We start from the raw sequence: 20,350 nt of genomic DNA, 5'->3' as shown, positions 1-20,350 counted from the left end.
ACTCGTTTAAAATCAGATGAACCAATTTTGAGTAGATGGATTTATTCTAGAAGAGATTTATGACATGTTATCAGGAATTAGCTCATGAAATAGGCTGTTGAGATCATCTTTTACCTTCAGATGTACAAGATTCCAGTAATGTCCTGTAAAGGTTCGGTTTAACATTAAGGTATTTGGCGAAGGCTTAAAAATATCCCAATATTTTAAAGAAGCCTTCATGAGTAACATTCCATCATGATGTGCGCTGTTTTCTGCAAAGTCATAATGCTGAACTAACGGGCGTAATAGAATTTCTAACCAATCATGATACAACTCGTTTGGAAAGCGCTGTTTTTCGGTCAGGACTTGTAACTCCGTGAGGGCATTTTCCAGTTCGAGAATATTGCTCTGTCTGGCAGCATAGATCAGTTTTTTGAAATACTGCACCTGCTCAGTGCTGAGCTGTTTGACACCGCCATAGTCATAAACGACCACACTGCCATCGGGACGAAATGCCAGATTGCCAGGATGCGGGTCGCAGTGAAAACGTTTTAAATAAAAAATTTCCTGTCCCATAGCCGTAAACAGGCGTTTACCTAACTCATTCCGTAGCTCTTGTGACCATGTACTGGCATGTTCAATACTCTCACCTGCTTCAAAGCTGAGGGTTAAAATATGCCGAGTCGAGTATTGTTTAAATACTTGTGGAATAATAACTCTTGAGTCTAGTTTTTGATGGAATGCTCGTGCAATCTCAAGATTTTGTGCTTCAAGTTCATAGTTGAGTTCATTGGCAAGGCTTTCTTGAATTTCAGTAAATAACTGATCTTGCAAATCTTTATCAATTTTTAGCATTCCCATCATGCGTAGCGCCAGCCGAATCTGTTTCAGATCACTCTCACAGGCATGATCAACGCCAGGATATTGGACTTTGACCACCACGTCTTGACCGTTATTTAGGGTCGCCCGATGCACTTGCCCGATTGATGCTGCGGCAAAAGGTGTTTCACTGAAGTCAGTAAAGATCTTTTCAAGTGGTTGTCCTAGCTCTGATTCCACCTGCATTTTAATTTCAGCAAAAGGCATGGCAGGGGCTTGGCGTTGCAATTTACTAATGGCTTGGGCAACTTCGGGAGGGAAAATATCTTTGTATTGTGAGGCAATTTGCCCCACTTTCATGACCGCGCCTTTCATTTGTCCGAGAGTATCGGCAATTTGAATTCCAATTTCCTTAAAAAGTTTAGACTTGGCCGCATCTTTTTGGTCTTGATCTGCATTTAGGCTGCGCAGGCTATTTGAAACTGTTTTGGTGGCAATGCTCGCTGTCATCCCTGCAAGTTTTAAAAAACGCCGAGTCGGGGAGTTTGCTGAATTTGCCATATTTAAAAAAACCTTATTGTTGTACAAAATTAGATCATAGAGCGCTTTTCTGCCCAATGTGATAGAAAATTGTTAACTTAAAAATGTTCTTCAGCTTGAATGGTACGTCCACGACCTGTTTTTTTTGCATGATATAAAGCTTGATCAACACTGGTCAGCAGGTGGGTTAAATTACAGCATCCTTGCTCAATCAGCACGACACCTGCACTGTAATTGAGTTTGATGGTCTGATCATGATACATCAACGGGTGGTTTTGCAGGGTTGCCCTGAGTCTGCTGTCAAATTCCATAGCTTCATCCAACGACGAAACTTTCATGATCAGTAAAAACTCTTCACCGCCAAAACGTCCAACAGTCATATTTTGTTTGCGATAAGAGCGCAGGAGTTGGCTAAAGTGAATCAAGGATTCATCACCTGCCAAATGCCCCCAAGTATCATTGATGCTTTTAAAATGGTCTAGATCCAACATGAATACACAAAAAGGCAAGTCTTGGGACTGGTTTTGACTATCTTTGAGTAGTTCTTCTAGCTGATGCAAAATTTCATCACGGTTAAAGCATTGAGTTAGCCCATCAATACGGGCGCGGGTTTTGAGAATTTTTTCAGCTTTACGCTGTTCAGTAATATCAATACCGAAATTTAGGGTGGTTTGGTCGGGTAAGAGTAACTGTGCCCAAAGTGTGGTGAGCATACTGCCATCGCGGTGTAGCGGATTCCATTCTTTGAGTTTTTTTGAGCCTGTATTTTGTGCGCTTTGTTTTAAGACTCGATCTCTGTATTTTTTATCTGGATAGAACAGTTTTAATGGTTGCTCAAATTGTTGTAATTCTTGTTTTGACCAGCCAAAGACCTGTTCACATTGTTTGTTCCACATCACAATTCGTTGCTGTTCATTGAGTGCGTAAATCATGACAGGCGCATCATCGACAATATCTTGATAAAACTCGCTAATATTTAAAGAGTGAAAAAAATTATTTTTAAAACTCGCCCGTTCTGAAAAATACAAACGGACAATGTTGAGAAACAGCACAAACTCCATACTTGTGAACAATGCTTGCGGTTGTGGCATTCTAAATTCTAAATATAAATAAATACTGGCTAGATTTTCACGTGTGGTGAGTTTAAAGGTGAGCTGTGAACAGTAATTTGATGAAGAATCACTTGTTGATGCCATCGCAATATAAGGATGACATAACTCAAACTCGTGCTTGGAAATATGCACTTGACCCTCATCTTCTGAAAATGAGCTGTCAGGCGTGTGAAAAAAATGGCATTCATCCCAGAGGTGATATTGTTCAAATAACCATGCTTCACTGGTCTGTAGTTGTGCACAGCAATATTCTAAGAGCACACTTGGCGTAATGTTTTGCTGAATCGCATCGGTCAGCTGGCTTACTAAGGATAAAAGCTCTGTGGAATCAAGAGTACGTATGGAGGTACTAGACATTCTAATTTATTTTGACCTAGACGAAAAATGTATTTATAGCCACGCATCCATGGATCTATTTCTATACAGTGATTGTAATGGATATATTTGTAATAATGAATAATATTTGTTCGTGTAAAAGCAATAGAGTGTGAATATAGTCACAATCATAATAATAATTATATTGCTAACTCGTATATATAAATAAAAGCACACAGAGCGTGGCTTTTATTTATATTTTAGAGCAAAACTTATGCTTGACCTTCAGTAGCAGCTAATTGTGCGCGCTGCATGTTCGCTTCAAATTCAGCATCGAAGTTGATTGGAGTCAACAACAATTGAGGGAAGCTACCTTTAGTGACAAGATCATTCACCGCTTCACGCAAGAATGGGAACAAAATATTTGGGCAGTATGCACCTAAAATGTAAGGAAGACGTTCATCTTCAATATCACTAATCAGAAAAATTCCTGATTGAGTCACATCCACTAAAAATGCGGTTTCACCTGCATTTTGCGCTTCCACAACCACTTTTAATGAAACTTCATAGTGAGTTGGGTCAATTTTTTCCGCAGCAGATGAAAGATTGATATTTAATTCTGGTTGCCATTCTTGGGTAAAAACTTGTGCGCCAGGAACTTCAAAAGAAACATCTTTAGTATAAATACGCTCTAGAGCCAACTGAGCTTGTTGTTCTTCACTCATTTTAAATCCTTAGTGTGATAGAAATTATGCCAGTAACTGGTCAAGTTTACCTTCACGCTCTAAAGCGTAAAGCTGGTCAAACCCACCAATAAATTGATCATTAATAAAAATTTGTGGCACAGTACGGTGGTTGGTGCGCTGCATCAATTCCACACGCACTTCAGGTGCTTCATTGGAAAGATTGATTTCTTTATATGCCACGCCTTTGCGTTCGAGTAACTGTTTTGCGCGAACACAGTATGGGCAAACGGTTGTTGAATAGATTACTACTTCAGTCATCGTATTCTCCTCAGAATTATTTTTTTGCTTTTACAAGTGGTAAACCTTGTGCTTTCCAGTTGGAAACACCACCATCTAAACGATAGCTGTCAGTGTGTCCAACCTGTTGTAACGCACTTCCCGCAACCTGACCTAAATTGCAAATAAAGACCAATGGACGATCTGAGCCTTTCAATTCTTCAATATGGCTAGACAGTTGGCTGTACGGAATGTTACGGCTACCGCTGATATGCCCATCACGGAAATCTTTAGCATCACGTAAATCGATGAGAATGGCATTTTTAACTTTGACTAAAATACCAAGGGATTGTGGTGAGATTTTTCGGCCGCTGCGTCGTCCTTCAAATACGAAAAACAATACGATAAGAACGGCAAGAATACCAAATAGAAAGGGGTGATTCCCCATGAATTCAAACCAACGTTCCACAATTCACCTTATAACCATCAGAAATTGAGCTAGAGTATAGCCTATATTAATAGTGATCAAAAACCTCGCTTCAAGGGTAAATCTCAACAAACTTAATTTTTTTGTTGCGCTTCTTGAATCTCGTCGCATAAACGTAAAAAACTTTCCAGACGGCGAGGTAAAATTTCACCTGCATCGGCTGCCTGTCGCAGTGCACAGTTTTTCTCATGCTTATGCGTACAGTTACGGAACTGACAAGAACCGAGTAAATTGGCAACTTCAGGAAAACCGTGTTCAACAGCATCTAACGTGAGATGCCATAAGCCAAATTCTCGAATTCCAGGAGAGTCGATCAATGCGCCTGTTTCACCAAAACTGATCAGACGGGTTGATGTGGTCGTGTGTTGACCGAGAGCTGAGTTTTCCGAAATGATATTGGTTTTTTGTGCGGCTTCAGGTGCAATGATATTAATCAGTGAGCTTTTCCCAACCCCAGATTGCCCAACGAATGCGACGGTTTCATTATCTAAGCGCTGTACTAGAGTTGAAATGTCGCCTGTTAGGCAAGTTTGCACCACTTCATAGCCTAATGCTTCATATTCTGTGACCAGTGTTAAGATAGGGTCATTTTCTTTTAATAAATCGGTTTTATTGAGTACCAGTAACGCTGGGATTTCGGCGTTCTGACATGCCACCAAATAACGGTCAATGAGCATTGGTGCAGGTTCAGGCAAGGCAGCAAATACGACCACAATCAGACTGACATTGGCAGCAACAGGTTTAACTTTATGATAACGGTCAGGGCGGGTCAGTAAAGACTGACGTGGGTGAATTGCGGTAATAATGCCCAAACCAGTATTGGGGTCGGCTTGCCATTTGACCCGATCGCCTGTAACCAGCAATTCGAGGTTGGTACGTGTATGACAACGCCAGACACTCCCCAGTTCAATCGGTTTCCAGAAGGGTTCAGGTTCACCTTCAGCAACAGGCGGTTTTTCAGGGTGTGGTTCAGGAGTTGATAATGCTTTGACTTCTAGCTGACGTCCATAATGTTGCACCACCAGGCCTTCGAGATCATTTGATGTATCAATATCTTCTTGGCGTGATTGATGCTGTTTTTGAATCCGTCGCTGTTGTTGCTCAGTTAAGCGACGTTTACGGATGAGAGCCATGCATATCCTAAAGACCAACACAAGAGAATGGCAAAAATAGCATGAAGCCCTGATGAATTACAGCGAAGTTGCAAGAAATTTGCTAAGATGAGAATTTTTAAACAGACAAGAATTGACTCGATGAGCAGCACCCCTGATACACGTTTAATTTGGATTGACCTTGAAATGACAGGTCTCGATACAGATAATGATCAAATTATTGAAATTGCAACAATTATTACAGATGATCATTTGAACGTGCTGGCGGAAGGGCCTGTGCTCGCGATACATCAATCTGATCCTGTCATTAATGCGATGGATGAATGGAATACTCGTCAGCATGGGCAGTCTGGTCTTATTAATCGTGTGCGTCGTAGTCAGCTCACGGCGCGTGATGCTGAAGTGCAAACCATCGAATTTTTGAAAAAATGGGTCAATGCTAAAGCATCGCCAATGTGTGGTAACTCGATTTGCCAAGACCGCCGTTTCTTACACCGTTTAATGCCTGAATTAGAACAGTTCTTCCATTATCGTAATTTGGATGTTTCTTCTGTTAAAGAGTTGGCTAAACGCTGGCGCCCTGAAATTATGTCTGGCTTGAAAAAAGAAGCTTCACATCTGGCTTTAGATGATATTCGTGATTCAATTCGTGAATTGAAATATTATCGTGAATATTTCTTTATTATGAACAAGTAATTCAGATGATTGAAGTCTGTCAAAGCCTGTCTTTTCGATGACAGGCTTTTTTGTGGAGATTGAGTCGGCTGAGCGGTTGTCTGTATCTATAAAAATATTGTCATATATGGAAAATTCTATGTAAATACGACAATATAGAGCCATATAGTGATTTTTGAGTGTCAGTCAAGCGAAACCAAATCACAGCAAATGTTGGTGGACTACTGGCATATGAATTGCTCCATTTGCAATAAACACTCAAATTTACAGGATACTTTAAGCCGCAAGAAATAGCATTCAATGCTATTTCATTGAGATGTATGGAGACAGTCAGGCAAGTTGAAACCCTTAAAAAATGAGTGGTTGATTGGTTCAGTACACTTCTCTTTTATTTCTGAACTTCATAAAACAGCTTTTCACTATTCTATAGTTTCTTTGGTTTTCTAACTATTGAACCCTCTTGAAGAAAACTCTCAATCAAAAAAGCAAATTCTAGATTTGGAGTCCGACATGCAAAAGATAGATAAACCTCTTATTTTAGAGGATGTTGAATATAAGCGAAGTATTCATAACCAACTCGATAAGGAATGGACTTGGTTAAATCCTGAGTGTGCCGATATTGATCAACCTGCCAATTATTATGAAAGTTCACTGGCAGAATGGCACTCGTTCGACACCTTAGCATCGGATCAGGAATGTGATGTTGTTGTGATTGGTGGTGGATTACTGGGATCATCTACAGCATTGCATTTGTCTGAACTCGGTATTGATACCATTTTGGTGGAAAAAAACCGAATTGGCAGCGCAGCTTCAGGACGAAATGGTGGGCAACTTACCCCAGGTTTGGCACGTTGGGAAGCTTCCGAAATGTTGCAGCATATGAGTGTGGAAGATGCCAAAAAACTCTGGCGTTTTACCGCCGATGAAGCCATGCAACTCATTGATGACATTATTGATCAGTATGATTTGGGGCTTGACCGCAAGCGCGGGCATATCACAACCGCAGTACACGAAGGGCATTTGATTGCACTGACCCAAGGTGCAGATGCACGTAAGTTTCTTGGTGAAGATCACACCAAAATTATAGGGAAACATGAAGTACATAACTATGTAAACAGCGAAGCATATCATGGTGGGCTAATTGATAGCCTCGGTGGGCAAATTCACCCGTTGGCACTGACTCGTGGTTTAATTTATGGCTTCTCTAAAAATGGTGGTCAGGTTTTTGAGCAGACAGAAGTTATAGAATTAAAAACGCAGGCTGATGGTGTTTATGTGCATACAACGCATGGTGTGATTAAGGCGCGTAAAAGTGTCGTGTTGGCAGTACATCATGCCTCGTTTAAATTACTTGAGTCGCATAATCATACCACCATTCCGTTGTTTACTTATGTCTGTACCACAGCACCCTTGGAAATTGATTTAAAAGAAATTATTCCATCGGGCTATGCAGTTTACGATACGCAATTTGCGCTCGATTTTTACCGTGGAGTGTCTAAAAACCGTCTGTTGTTTGGTGGAGAGGGTACAGGAAGATGCTGGAATCCACATCGTGCTTATCAATATTTAGAAAGACGGATTCAGCATGTCTTTCCGCAACTTAAATCCGTTGAGCTGGATTTTGTGTGGAGTGGTGAAACTGATTTAACCTACAATGGTGCAACAGACTGCCGTAAGTTTGGTGAGAGTTTCCCGATTTATGCTGTACATGGCTGGAGTGGGCATGGTGTTGCGCAAACCGTACGGATTGGGAAAGCTATCGCAGATGATTTTATTGGTGTATCGCACGATTATGAAATGTTGACCAAAATTCCACATAAAGACATGTTATTTGGTCGAGAATTGGCGCCTTTGGCCATTCCTCTGGCAAAAGGTGCTTATGAAATTAATGCCTTTTTTAACCCGGCCAAACTGATTTCATTTTAATTGGAGAATATAAAAGCTGCAGATGTATTTCATTTTTAAGCTGGATTTAAAGCAACCTGCTTCTTATGTCACTGAATACATCAGAATAAATGAAGCGAAGCCGCCACAATGGGCGGTTTTTTGCGTTATATGCAGATGCAGAATTTTATTTTAAATAAGCATGAACGAGGTATTTGATTTATGGTTATTCATTGATTTTAAAAAATAAAATATACAAGTATCGTTACAAAAATACATCGTAAAATCTATATTCAATCAGCGTTAATGATTAAAATTGAGAGGTATCCATTTAAATATAACAATGAGTTCAATGATGCAAAGTAATAATCCTATTTTAACGCGTGTAGAAACCTACAGCGATTATCGGCACCCGATGACCATTCAGGGTGCTGTCAATAAGTCAGTCATGCTCACCAGTATTGCAGCGGGTTTAGGCCTAGTGTTCTTTTTCTACTGCGCGATGAGCATGAATTTTGGTTTGGCTGGTGTGGGTGCCATGGTCGGTGCGATTGGTGGTTTTATTTTGGCACTGATTACCACTTTTAAACCAGAAACAGCCCGTACACTCGCAATTCCTTATGCTTTGTTTGAAGGTGCATTTCTAGGAGGGATCTCCTTTGTGTTTCAAGCTAAATATCCTGGTGCACCGTTGCAGGCATTATTGGCAACTTTCGTCACTACCTTGGTATTATTTAGTCTGTATAAAATGCAGATCATTCGCGCGACTGAAAAATTCAAAGCAATTGTACTTTCAGCAACGTTAGCAATCTGCATTGTGTTCGTTGTACAAATGATGATGAGCATGATTTTTAGCTCAAGCATTCCTTATGTGTTTGAAAGTAATGTATTAGGCCTTGGTTTTGCTGCATTTGTTGCGGTTATTGCATCTTTAAATCTGATTTTAGACTTCGATTTGATTGAAAGTGCAGCCGCTCAACGTGCTCCACAAGCATTTGAATGGACATGTGCAATTGCGTTATTGGCGACTTTGGTCTGGATGTATATTTCATTTTTACGTCTGATTGGTATGTCACGTAATTAATGCAATGTATTTTTAAGCATAAACGCACCCGAAATCAGGTGCGTTTTTTATGGTGAATCGTAAAAATAGGCGCATTATGCAATTTCTAAAAGCCTGAAGAATTGGCATTATGCATGTATAAATCATCTTGATGAGAGAAAATTCATGGCAGGACTATTAGCAGGAAAACGCTTTTTAATTGCTGGTGTTGCAAGCAAACTATCCATCGCATTTGGTATTGCTCAAGCCTTGCACCGCGAAGGTGCTGAATTGGCATTTACTTACCCAAATGAAAAACTAAAAAAACGTGTGGATGAATTTGCTGCGCAATTTGATTCAAAATTGGTGTTTCCTTGTGACGTCGCTGTAGATGCAGAGATTGATCAGGCATTTGCTGATCTTGCAAAGCACTGGGATGGTTTAGACGGTGTGGTTCACTCAATTGGTTTTGCGCCAGCGCATACATTGGATGGCGACTTTACTGATGTGACTGATCGTGAAGGTTTCCGCGTTGCTCACGATATTAGTGCGTATAGCTTTATTGCGATGGCACGTGCAGCTAAGCCATTGTTACAAGTACGTCAGGGCTGTCTGTTGACGTTGACTTACCAAGGTTCTGAACGTGTAATGCCAAACTACAACGTGATGGGCTTGGCGAAAGCATCACTTGAAGCAGGCGTACGTTACTTGGCGTCTAGCTTGGGTGTTGATGGTATTCGTGTCAATGCGATTTCAGCAGGTCCAATCCGTACTTTGGCTGCATCTGGGATTAAATCTTTCCGTAAAATGTTAGATGCGAACGAAAAAATTTCTCCGCTTAAACGTAATGTGACTATTGATGAAGTCGGTAATGCAGCATTGTTCCTGTGTTCACCTTGGGCTTCTGGTATCACAGGTGAAATCATGTATGTTGATGCAGGTTTCAATACGGTTGGTATGAGCCAATCTATGATGGATGACGAATAATTTTCTGATTATTTCGGCCATAAAAAAAATCAGCTCTTCTTGAGCTGATTTTTTTTATGGGTCTATTTTAATTAAATAAAGGTTTGCCACAGAGTTCGGCAACGGCTTGCAAGCACAAATGCTCTGGATTTTCTTCAGAGATACCTTTAATTGCCGCATCAATTCGTAAAAGTAAGTTTGACCAGCCTAAAAAACGCTGTGGTGATAAACGCCGCAAAGCTTGCTGATAGTAAGATACTCGCGTTTTCCAAATGCCGAGTTGCAGGGCATTTTGTGGCTGTTCATACAGTTGCATGAGTAAACGCATTTCTTTACTGATTGACCATAAAATCAGGCTCATGGCTTCACCTGTTGCCAATAAATACTGATAAATCTTCACGGATTGTGCAAAATCACCTTGTAGCATACTGTCATTGAGATCATAAGTGCTATAGCGTGATTGATCCTGTAAACATGCATATAGCTGATCAATACCAATCTGTTGCAAGTCAGGGAAGGTATCACTGACCCGAATTAAACTGTTTTTGGCAGCAAGCAAGTTATGTTCATGATGTTCAAGTAACCATTGCCAAGCGTCTTGATTAAGGGTAATTCCCAGTTTTTCAGCTTCAGTCGCTAAAATCCGTTGACGGTCTTGTGGATAGTTGGCTTGTAAGGAAACCAGTACGCCATTGGCTTCAATGGTTTGAAAGAAACTTGATTTTAAACTTTGAGCATCTTGTTTAGGCATGACCACGACAAGCAGGTTTTGCTCATTATATTGCAAATATTCTTTGAGCAACTTTAAGCTAGCCGCATCTGGTTTAATATTGCCATGCGCTTCAATCGCCAGTTGTTGAGAAAAGAGCGATAAGCTATTTAAGGCATTAAAGACATTTTTCCAATCCTGAACGCTTTGAATTTCATAACGTTGTCGTTCAATTTCCTGACTTTGCCAATGGCGACGCAGAGCATCTAACAAATTTTGTTCAAGCAGAGGTTCTTGACCGTGCATGACCCAAGCCCCTTGTGCTTCGGTCACGCGTTTGAGGGCTTGGAGATAATCGAGTTTCATAACAACACTAAATTAGGGCGTTACAGTGGGTGCAGAAGCTGGTGCTGGTTGAATGTGTGGAAGGCGATTGGTTGCAATCTGACGTGCCATTTGCTGAGCAACATCATCAATCAAGACAGTAATTACAGCATCTTGTTCGTTATCATCCACGTTTACAGTCGCGACATTGTATTGATAGCTTTTTACACTATTAATGCTTCGTGGTGTCGTGACAGGGCGACCCTGTGCATCTTCAATCTGGAAGGTCACATTTAAATGCAAAATAACTTCAGCAACGCGCCCATTGAGTCTTTGACGATGATAAGTATATTCAAGAATGTGTAGCGTATAAGCTTCTTTGGCATCATCAAATTGAATGCCATATCCTGATAAATAGATTTTAAGCTTAGTTTGTAAAGTATTACCTTGAGGTGGGTTATTGTTATTATATTTCATGTGTGGATAAGCGACAGGAATTGAGGTCGGGCTGAGACCTTTTAAATGAAAGCCACAGCCGACTAAGCTTGCACTTAGGCCAAGAGTTAAAACGACAGATGCTAAACGTGGGACTAAGTGCATGCGTATTCCTCAAATAATTAAACGACTAAGTTCACCAATTTGTTTGGCACAACAATTTCTTTTTTGGTCTCACCTGTTAAGAATTGTTGTACTTCAGGTAAAGCTTTGGCTTGTGCCAATAGATCTTCTTTAGAAATATCGACGCTCACTTCTAATTTACCACGAAGTTTACCATTCACTTGTACCACAATCGTTTGTGTATTACGGGTCAAAGCAGACTCATCTACACTTGGAAACGCAGTTGTGGTTAAGTCGATGCCAAACTGAGCCAAAACGGTTTGACTTAAATGTGGTGCAAATGGAGCAAGTAAAGTCAGTAAAGTAATCACTGCTTCGCGTGCAACTGCTGCATCATTGTCAGATTTTACTTCAAACTTGGTAATCGCATTCAGCAATTCCATTTGTGCCGCAATTGCCGTGTTAAATGCGTAACGACGTTCAATGTCATCACCCACTTTAGCAATGGTTTCATGCACTTTACGGCGTAAGTCTTGCGCTTCTTTCGATAAATTGGCTTTATCCAGCTCAACGGTTGCATAAGCCTGCTCGAAGAAGTTACTGCTTAAACGCCATACGCGTTTCAAGAAACGGTTTGAACCTTCAACACCCGCATCTGACCATTCAAGAGATTGATCAGGTGGAGCCGCAAACATCATAAAGACACGTGCAGTATCGGCACCGTATTGGTCAATAATCGCTTGAGGATCAACCCCGTTATTTTTCGATTTTGACATTTTTTCCTGACCGCCAATGATCACAGGCTGGCCGTCTGCTAGATATTTTGCAGACAGGATACGACCTTTGTCATCACGTTCAAGTTCAACATCAGCAGGGTTAAACCATGTTTTCTTGCCAGATGCATCTTCACGGTAGAAGGTATCGGCCAATACCATGCCTTGAGTGAGCAAGTTTGCAAATGGCTCGTTGCCTTGTACCACACCTTCATCACGCATCAATTTGTGGAAGAAGCGTGCATATAGTAAATGCAAGATAGCATGTTCTACACCACCGATATACTGGTTCACAGGCAACCAAGTTTGAGCTGCATCAGGTTTGATCATGCCATCGGTGTAATCTGGAGAAGCATAGCGTGCATAATACCAAGACGACTCAACGAAGGTATCTAGGGTATCGGTTTCGCGTTTTGCAGCTTTGCCACAACATGGGCAAGTGGTTTCATAGAACTCTGGCATTTTTGCCAATGGGTTGCCTGAACCGTCTGGAACGACATCGGTTGGCAAAATCACTGGAAGTTGTTCTTCTGGAACTGGCACTTGACCACAGTCGTCACAGTTGATCATCGGGATTGGACAACCCCAGTAACGCTGACGAGAAACACCCCAGTCACGTAAACGGAACTGAACTTTTTTGTTGGCTAATGTTTGTGGTTCTAACTTAGCAAGGAAAGCATCAAATGCACCTTGGAAATCTAAACCGTCAAATTCACCCGAATTAACCAGTTTACCGTCTTTAGAACCGTACCATTCTTGCCATTGGGTTGCACTGAACTCGGCATCATCTTTGCCTTGAGCATCAATTACTTGTTTAATTGGCAAGTTAAATTTATTGGCAAATTCAAAATCACGTTCATCATGGGCAGGCACAGCCATCACTGCGCCAGAACCATAGGTCATTAACACATAGTTGGCGATCCAGACTTCAACATTTTCACCTGTCAATGGATGCTTCACAAACAAGCCAGTCGCACGACCTTTTTTCTCAGCGGTTGCCAAATCTGCTTCGGCAACAGAACCATGACGACATTCTTCAATAAAATCGTTTAGTTCAGGGCGAAGTTCAGCGGCTTTTTTCGCTAAAGGATGATCTGCTGCAACAGCAACGTAAGTGACACCCATCAAAGTATCTGGGCGAGTGGTATATACCATCAAGCTGTCAGCATAGATGCTTTCATCGGCAGAAGGGAACAGAATTTCCATACCTTCTGAACGACCAATCCAGTTACGCTGCATGGTGAGGACTTGTTGAGGCCAACCTGCTTTTAATTGTTCTAAATCATCGAGTAATTCTTGCGCATAATCAGTAATGCGAAAGTAATACATTGGAATATCACGTTTTTCAACCAATGCGCCTGAACGCCAGCCGCGACCATCAACCACTTGTTCGTTAGCAAGTACAGTTTGATCGACTGGATCCCAGTTTACAGTTGAAGATTTACGATAAATTAAACCTTTCTTATAAAGCTGAACAAATAGCCATTGTTCCCAGCGATAGTATTCAGGGGTACATGTTGCGATTTCTCGATCCCAGTCAATCGCAAGCCCTAAACTTTTCAACTGATTACGCATGTAATCAATATTTTCAAATGTCCATTTCGCAGGGGCAACTTTGTGGGCAATTGCTGCATTTTCTGCAGGTAAACCAAAAGCATCCCACCCCATAGGCTGTAGAACTTGCTCGCCTTTTAAGCGGTGGAAACGGCTAATGACATCTCCAATTGTATAGTTACGCACATGACCCATATGCAGCTTACCACTTGGGTAAGGAAACATAGACAGAATATAGCGATGCTTGCCTTCTACTGTGTCAGCAACTTTAAAGACTTTACGATTTTCCCAATCTTGTTGGACTTGAGGTTCAATCGCACTGGCTTGATATTCAGGGTCAATATGAGGTGTAGTCATAAACGTAATAAGAACAATGTGGAAATAGTTTGTCGCAAAGCATAGCGCAAAATGCACCTAAAAGTGAATTTTGCGCAAGAAATTCTCGTCTGTCTATCCATAAATATGAGAAAACAGCAGTCAAATTTATGAATTATTGTGCTTTAGGAACACTCGCAGGTAAATTTTCTTGATTATTTAGATATGATTGTTGATTTGTGGGTTGATTTTGAGCCGATGGAGCATGATTGGTTGCAGGTTGTGACGTGTTTTTCTGGGGTGCATTATTGTTATTACCTTGTGAGGGTGCATTGGTATTATTAGTTGTTGGTGTGGTTGCCCAACCATGCGTTTGAATTTTACCGCGAGTTTTTACACCTTTGGCTTTGGGTGGGGGGGTTGTGGTGTAATGAGTCGAACCGTGAGCATCAACCCATTTATAGTAATCTTGCTGAGCGAAACTGATCTGACTTAACCCCATGAAGCTCAATCCAATCATACTGGCGATCGTTATTTGTTTTAGCGTTTTCATAGAAACCCTTGTTGATTTTAAATAGTCACACGTTTTAAATTTTAGCGTGTTTTTTTGCTGAAAAAATGAATTTCTAGGGTCAAATCAGGATTAACTTCAGATTTTTTATCGTCAGATAAACGGTGAGTATGTCTGTGGCATTAAGCAATTTGTGAAAAAACACATAGAAGTCTTGACAATCGGGAATGAAACAACAAAAATGCTAAACTTATTTATCTGATCACCCTTCGGATAAGTAAACGAATTGTGCAATAGGCATATATCCTCTAGCCGAGCTATATGTTGAATTAAAGATATGTTTATCCCAACATATTTTTACCTTAAAGATGCAGTATTTACAGCTTATATCGCTGTTGCATCTGATTTTTATCCTATTGCAGCGCCTAGGCGTGAAATTTGTGCTATAAGAGTACAGTTTTGTATGAATTAAACACATATGTAATGTCTCCCATTACATAGAAAAAAGATATTTAGGGTGAATCACGTTGGAACTTCTATCTGGTGGTGAAATGCTCGTTCGTGCACTTGCGGACGAAGGTGTTGAACACGTTTTTGGATATCCTGGTGGCGCAGTTTTGCACATCTATGATGCGCTATTTAAACAAGATAAAATTGAGCATTACCTAGTACGCCATGAACAGGCGGCTGGGCATATGGCAGATGCTTATTCGCGTGTCACAGGCAAAACTGGGGTCGTACTTGTTACTTCAGGTCCTGGTGCAACCAATACTGTTACACCAATCGCGACAGCCTATATGGATTCGATTCCTATGGTGATTCTGTCTGGACAAGTTTCTTCCCACCTTATTGGTGAAGATGCTTTCCAGGAAACAGATATGGTGGGTGTGTCACGTCCAATTGTGAAACACAGCTTCCAGGTCCGCCATGCAAGCGAAATTCCTGGCATTATTAAAAAAGCATTTTATATTGCTGCAAGTGGTCGTCCTGGACCTGTTGTGGTTGATATTCCAAAAGATGCAACCAATCCAGCAGAAAAATTTGCTTACGAATACCCTGAAAAAGTGAAGATGCGCTCTTATCAGCCACCTTACCGTGGGCATTCTGGGCAAATTCGTAAGGCAGTTGAAGAGCTGCTCTTGGCAAAACGCCCAATCATTTATAGTGGTGGTGGGGTTGTACAAGGTAATGCCGCAGAGTTATTGACTGAACTTGCACATTTGCTGAATTACCCAGTCACCAATACACTCATGGGCTTGGGTGGTTTCCCAGGAACTGATCCACAATTTGTGGGGATGTTGGGGATGCATGGTTGCTATGAAGCCAACATGGCGATGCACAATGCCGATGTGATTTTTGCGGTAGGCGCACGTTTTGATGACCGTGTTACCAATAATCCTGCAAAATTCTGTCCAAATGCCAAAGTTGTGCATATTGATATTGACCCTGCAACCATTTCTAAAACTATTTCAGCGCACATTCCAATTGTGGGTGCGGTTGAACCTGTGTTACAGGAAATGTTGAGTCAGTTGAAACAGCTCAATATTTCTAAGCCAAACCCAGAAGCTTTAGCTCAGTGGTGGAACCAGATCAATGAATGGCGTCAAGTTCATGGGCTGAAATATGCTCCTGCGGTTGATGGCGGTATGAAGCCACAGCAAGTGGTTGAAACTTTATATAAAGTTACTAACGGTGAGGCGATTATTACCTCTGACGTTGGTCAGCACCAGATGTTTGCTGCGCTTTATTATAAGTATGATCAGCCACGTCAATGGATCAACTCAGGTGGTTTGGGTACCATGGGTGTGGGTTTGCCATACGCTATGGCAGCGAAACTGGCAAAACCTGAGCAGCAAGTGGTGTGTATTACGGGTGAAGCTTCGATTCAGATGTGTATTCAAGAACTTTCAACCTGTAAGCAATATGGCTTGAATGTTAAGATTCTATGTTTGAACAACCGTGCTCTTGGTATGGTAAAACAATGGCAAGACATGAACTATGAAGGTCGTCACTCAAGTTCATATGTTGAATCATTGCCAGACTTTACCAAGTTAATGGAAGCTTATGGGCATGTTGGTATTCAAATTAACCATGCTGATGAGCTTGAAGCCAAACTTGAAGAAGCGATGGCGATTAATGATAAATGTGTGTTTATTAACGTGATGGTTGACCGTTCTGAACATGTTTACCCAATGCAGATCGCTGGTCAGTCTATGAAGGACATGTGGTTACATAAAGGGGAGCGTACAAAATGAGACACATTATTTCTGTACTCATTGAAAATGAATCAGGTGCGCTTTCTCGTTTAGTCGGTTTGTTTAGTCAGCGTGGCTATAATATTGAAACCTTAAATGTAGCACCGACTGAAGATCCAACTTTGTCGCGTTTAACATTAACCACGTATGGTGATGATCATAAAATTGAGCAAATTACCAAACAACTGAATAAATTAATTGAAGTTGTAAAAGTGGTTGATTTGAGCGAGGGTGCGCATATTGAACGTGAACTGATGCTAATTAAAGTAAAAGCATTGGGTGCAGCGCGCGATGAAATTAAACGCACAACAGATATTTTCCGTGCTTCAATTGTCGATGTTACGCCAACAACGTATACCATTCAGATTGTTGGTACTACTGAAAAACTCGATGGATTTATTGATGCTTTAGCTGAAAATACCATTTTGGAAGTGGTGCGTTCAGGCGTGTCAGGTATTGCACGCGGCGAAAAAGTATTAACGGTTTAAAAGATTTTACTGGAGAAAACAAATGCAAATTTTTTACGATAAAGATTGTGACTTATCTATCATCCAAGGCAAAAAAGTAGCAATTATTGGTTACGGTTCACAAGGTCATGCACATGCATTAAACCTTAAAGACTCTGGTGTGGATGTAACTGTAGGTCTACGTGCAAATTCTACTTCTTGGAAAAAAGCAGAAAATGCAGGTCTGAAAGTGTCTGAAGTTCCAGCAGCTGTTGCTCAAGCTGACTTGGTGATGATCTTGACTCCAGATGAGTTCCAATCACAACTTTATCGTGACGTGATTGAGCCAAATATCAAAGAAGGCGCAACGCTTGCGTTTGCTCACGGCTTCTCTATCCTTTATAACCAAGTTGTTCCGCGTAAAGACTTGGACGTAATCATGGTTGCACCGAAAGCACCTGGTCACACAGTACGTTCTGAATACCAGCGTGGTTCAGGTGTTCCAGATTTGATCGCTGTTCACCAAGATGCTTCTGGTAATGCACGTAACGTTGCACTTTCTTACGCTTCAGGCGTAGGTGGTGGCCGTACAGGTATCATCGAAACTTCATTCCGTGAAGAAACTGAAACTGACTTGTTCGGTGAGCAAGCAGTTCTTTGTGGTGGTGCGGTAGAGCTTGTAAAAATGGGCTTCGAAACTTTGGTTGAAGCTGGGTATGCACCAGAAATGGCTTACTTTGAATGCTTGCACGAACTTAAATTGATCGTTGACTTGATGTTCGAAGGTGGTATCGCGGACATGAACTATTCAGTATCAAACAACGCTGAATATGGCGAATATGTGACTGGTACTGAAGTGATCAACGAACAGTCTCGTGAAGCAATGCGTAATGCATTGAAACGTATTCAATCTGGTGAATATGCAAAAATGTTCATCCAAGAAGGTGCGTTGAACTATCCATCAATGACTGCTCGCCGTCGTCAAAATGCTGCTCACGGTATCGAAGTGACTGGTGGTAAATTACGCGCGATGATGCCTTGGATTCAAGCAAATAAAATCGTCGACAAAGAGAAAAACTAAGGTTTAACTCCGTCAAATGTAAAAAACCCTAACTTTGAGTTAGGGTTTTTTATTGCCTACCATAGGAGCAGGAGAGCTTTGCCTAACTTCGTATTCTGCTGTTCAGGCTTGATAGCACAGTAGATTGCTTCATATTTACGGGAATTCAGTATCTAAGCACAGTTAAAAATGTGAAATAAGTCTCATTTTTTTGAAAAAATATGATTTTTTATGAAAAATATGGACTTTATGTGATTTTACTTTAATTTATGTGTTGAAATGTATTTCTTATAGAAAATTTAAGAATACTGTATATATGTGATTTTTCTATTTAAAAAAGCAAGGATAAGAATCTATATTTTTTATATTTGAAAAAATAATATATTAATCATTTTGGTATTTGTTTGGCTTATATTTAAATAAGTAAAATAAACAAGGAATTATAATAAATCAGTATATATCCGATGTTGGAACATGAATTTTACCATTTTTTTTATGATTTGAAAAAAAGAATATAAGCTTTTACCCAGCACTTATAAAACTCTAGCTCTAAATTTTATAAGAGATTTGAAATTTTATAATTGCGAATAAATAAAATAAGGGAGATGGGTTATGAATATAATGATGAAAACATTATTATCCGCCGCTGCATTGACTGCTTTTACAGGAGTTGCTCATGCTGGTAATCAAGAATGTGATACAAGCACTGGTACATCGTCTTGTAAAGATTCAATTCCAATTGAATTAACTGTTGCAAAAAAATGCGTACTCAGAGCTGACGACAAAATCACAGTAAGTGCTTCAGGAGGTTCTAGCACAGCTTCTGGCACAGGCTCATTTTGGGTGGGTGCGAATGCAGACTATAATTTATTGGTGAATACAACCAATCATGCTGGTTTAGGTCCTAATGCAAGTTTCCTAAAAGGCACTGGAGCTAATACGACAACTATTCCTACAACAGTTACTACTACACGTAGTGGTGGACCCAGTATTAATCTTGGCGAAGCAAAAACTGGCGAACCTATGGCATTAAGTACAATGAATCAATACGATGTAAAAGTGCTAACAGGTACGATCGGTAATGTTAAAGCAGATACGTATAGCGATCTTTATACGATTAATGTCTACTTCTAATGTTTCATTCACTGATGGCTCTACTGAATACGGTTTGGTAGGGCCTTTTTTATAAATAAATAGATCAGTTTTTATAGAAGAAAAATATTTCTTATCAAAGGGATGGGTTTGAAATGAAAAAAATATTATGGATTTTATTCATGTTTTTCTTGAGTGTAGAAAAGCTTTGGGCTGACTTTAGTGTAACGCCGACACAACTCTATATTTCAAATAAACAGCAAAGGAGTACTGTGGTCACACTTTCCTTGACGGAAGGGGGGGAGAAAAAAATATTTGAAGCATCTGCAATGAAATGGTCACAAAACGAAAAAGGAGAGGATGTGCTGGAGCCAGATACAAATATCATTATTAACCCGAAAAATTTTGTAATAAAACCAAACTCAGAGCAAGTTATACGGGTTGGCTTTAGACAATTACCAAGCCTAGAAAAAGAAGGGACCTGGCGTATTTTTTTTAAGGAAGTGCCACCTGCCTTAAAAGCAAATACAGTTCAATTCATGATGAGTCTTTCGATTCCACTTTTTGTGGGACAACAAAAAGCAATAGATTTAAAAGCCATACCAAGATTTGAAAATAATAATTTGCTAGTAAATATTAAAAATAATGCAGAATCTCATGTGCAAATTACAGAACTCAAAATATTGGATCAAAAAAATAAAGAAATTGGTGTGAACTATGATAGGAAATATTTGTTAACAAAACAGGAAAATAATTTTAAATTTGGTCAGATAAAATCTTCTAAAGATATTAATAGTTATAAAGTTCTAATAAAAACAGATAAAAGTGAAAAACCATTAGAACTACAGCTTAAGGAATAG

Annotated in this window: 19 protein-coding genes; 9 read left to right on the top strand and 10 right to left on the bottom strand. The window is 40.2% G+C overall.

Annotated elements, in window-relative coordinates:
- Positions 1-57 precede the first annotated feature (57 nt).
- The 6 genes from E0H77_RS06965 to rsgA all read right to left on the bottom strand — a co-directional run bounded on the left by E0H77_RS06965 (position 58) and on the right by rsgA (position 5,347).
- Positions 58-1,359: an ABC1 kinase family protein gene (locus tag E0H77_RS06965; RefSeq protein ID WP_131376212.1), complete on the bottom strand. Its 1,302-nt coding sequence runs from the start codon at positions 1,357-1,359 to the stop codon at positions 58-60.
- A gap of 77 nt (positions 1,360-1,436) precedes the next feature.
- A complete protein-coding gene (locus E0H77_RS06960; RefSeq protein ID WP_131376209.1) occupies positions 1,437-2,807 on the bottom strand; it encodes a sensor domain-containing diguanylate cyclase in 1,371 nt (456 codons plus the stop codon).
- Between the two features lie 230 nt (positions 2,808-3,037).
- Positions 3,038-3,490 carry a protein-export chaperone SecB gene (gene secB, locus E0H77_RS06955; RefSeq protein ID WP_131313694.1) on the bottom strand — a complete coding sequence of 151 codons (453 nt, stop codon included), beginning with the start codon at positions 3,488-3,490 and terminating at the stop codon, positions 3,038-3,040.
- A gap of 24 nt (positions 3,491-3,514) precedes the next feature.
- A complete protein-coding gene (gene grxC, locus E0H77_RS06950; protein ID WP_131376206.1) occupies positions 3,515-3,769 on the bottom strand; it encodes a glutaredoxin 3 in 255 nt (84 codons plus the stop codon).
- A 16-nt stretch (positions 3,770-3,785) separates the two neighbouring features.
- Positions 3,786-4,196: a rhodanese-like domain-containing protein gene (locus tag E0H77_RS06945; RefSeq protein WP_131376203.1), complete on the bottom strand. Its 411-nt coding sequence runs from the start codon at positions 4,194-4,196 to the stop codon at positions 3,786-3,788.
- A 92-nt stretch (positions 4,197-4,288) separates the two neighbouring features.
- Positions 4,289-5,347 (bottom strand): ribosome small subunit-dependent GTPase A, encoded by a 1,059-nt coding sequence (rsgA, locus tag E0H77_RS06940; RefSeq protein WP_131376200.1) that lies wholly within the window; start codon positions 5,345-5,347, stop codon positions 4,289-4,291.
- Between the two features lie 120 nt (positions 5,348-5,467).
- Between rsgA and orn the strand changes: the two genes are divergently transcribed.
- The 4 genes from orn (at position 5,468) to E0H77_RS06920 (ending at position 9,914) form a co-directional block, all read left to right on the top strand.
- Positions 5,468-6,022 carry an oligoribonuclease gene (gene orn, locus E0H77_RS06935; RefSeq protein ID WP_004902299.1) on the top strand — a complete coding sequence of 185 codons (555 nt, stop codon included), beginning with the start codon at positions 5,468-5,470 and terminating at the stop codon, positions 6,020-6,022.
- A gap of 489 nt (positions 6,023-6,511) precedes the next feature.
- Positions 6,512-7,927: an NAD(P)/FAD-dependent oxidoreductase gene (locus tag E0H77_RS06930; RefSeq protein ID WP_131376197.1), complete on the top strand. Its 1,416-nt coding sequence runs from the start codon at positions 6,512-6,514 to the stop codon at positions 7,925-7,927.
- Positions 7,928-8,240: 313 nt separating this feature from the next.
- Positions 8,241-8,969: a Bax inhibitor-1/YccA family protein gene (locus E0H77_RS06925; protein ID WP_131376194.1), complete on the top strand. Its 729-nt coding sequence runs from the start codon at positions 8,241-8,243 to the stop codon at positions 8,967-8,969.
- 144 nt (positions 8,970-9,113) lie between these two features.
- The gene (locus E0H77_RS06920; protein ID WP_131376191.1) at positions 9,114-9,914 is read left to right on the top strand and encodes an enoyl-ACP reductase FabI; all 801 of its coding nucleotides are present in this window, start codon (positions 9,114-9,116) and stop codon (positions 9,912-9,914) included.
- A 67-nt stretch (positions 9,915-9,981) separates the two neighbouring features.
- On the opposite strand, the gene holA is transcribed toward E0H77_RS06920, so the two are convergent.
- The 4 genes from holA to E0H77_RS06900 form a co-directional block, all read right to left on the bottom strand.
- Positions 9,982-10,968, bottom strand: coding sequence for a DNA polymerase III subunit delta (gene holA, locus E0H77_RS06915; RefSeq protein ID WP_131376188.1), 987 nt, complete (start codon positions 10,966-10,968; stop codon positions 9,982-9,984).
- A 12-nt stretch (positions 10,969-10,980) separates the two neighbouring features.
- Positions 10,981-11,526 (bottom strand): LPS-assembly lipoprotein LptE, encoded by a 546-nt coding sequence (locus tag E0H77_RS06910; RefSeq protein WP_131376185.1) that lies wholly within the window; start codon positions 11,524-11,526, stop codon positions 10,981-10,983.
- Between the two features lie 17 nt (positions 11,527-11,543).
- Positions 11,544-14,168, bottom strand: coding sequence for a leucine--tRNA ligase (leuS, locus tag E0H77_RS06905; RefSeq protein WP_131376182.1), 2,625 nt, complete (start codon positions 14,166-14,168; stop codon positions 11,544-11,546).
- A 133-nt stretch (positions 14,169-14,301) separates the two neighbouring features.
- The gene (locus E0H77_RS06900; protein WP_131376179.1) at positions 14,302-14,679 is read right to left on the bottom strand and encodes a DUF4124 domain-containing protein; all 378 of its coding nucleotides are present in this window, start codon (positions 14,677-14,679) and stop codon (positions 14,302-14,304) included.
- Positions 14,680-15,164: 485 nt separating this feature from the next.
- Between E0H77_RS06900 and E0H77_RS06895 the strand changes: the two genes are divergently transcribed.
- The 5 genes from E0H77_RS06895 to E0H77_RS06875 all read left to right on the top strand — a co-directional run bounded on the left by E0H77_RS06895 (position 15,165) and on the right by E0H77_RS06875 (position 20,350).
- Complete coding sequence (locus tag E0H77_RS06895; RefSeq protein ID WP_131376176.1) at positions 15,165-16,892, top strand: acetolactate synthase 3 large subunit; 1,728 nt, start codon at positions 15,165-15,167, stop codon at positions 16,890-16,892.
- Positions 16,889-17,380: an acetolactate synthase small subunit gene (gene ilvN / locus E0H77_RS06890; protein WP_004902274.1), complete on the top strand. Its 492-nt coding sequence runs from the start codon at positions 16,889-16,891 to the stop codon at positions 17,378-17,380. The genes E0H77_RS06895 and ilvN overlap by 4 nt, the downstream gene beginning before the upstream one ends.
- Positions 17,381-17,402: 22 nt before the next feature.
- On the top strand, positions 17,403-18,419 hold the full coding sequence (ilvC, locus tag E0H77_RS06885) for a ketol-acid reductoisomerase (RefSeq protein ID WP_131313680.1): 1,017 nt from the start codon (positions 17,403-17,405) through the stop codon (positions 18,417-18,419).
- 591 nt (positions 18,420-19,010) lie between these two features.
- The gene (locus tag E0H77_RS06880; RefSeq protein WP_131376173.1) at positions 19,011-19,532 is read left to right on the top strand and encodes a hypothetical protein; all 522 of its coding nucleotides are present in this window, start codon (positions 19,011-19,013) and stop codon (positions 19,530-19,532) included.
- 113 nt (positions 19,533-19,645) lie between these two features.
- A complete protein-coding gene (locus E0H77_RS06875; RefSeq protein WP_131376170.1) occupies positions 19,646-20,350 on the top strand; it encodes a fimbrial biogenesis chaperone in 705 nt (234 codons plus the stop codon).

It is taken from the genome of Acinetobacter brisouioides (assembly GCF_004331075.1).
Taxonomy (GTDB): domain Bacteria; phylum Pseudomonadota; class Gammaproteobacteria; order Pseudomonadales; family Moraxellaceae; genus Acinetobacter.
Note: the sequence above shows the minus strand (reverse complement) of the source record. Positions and strands in the feature narration are given on the sequence as shown.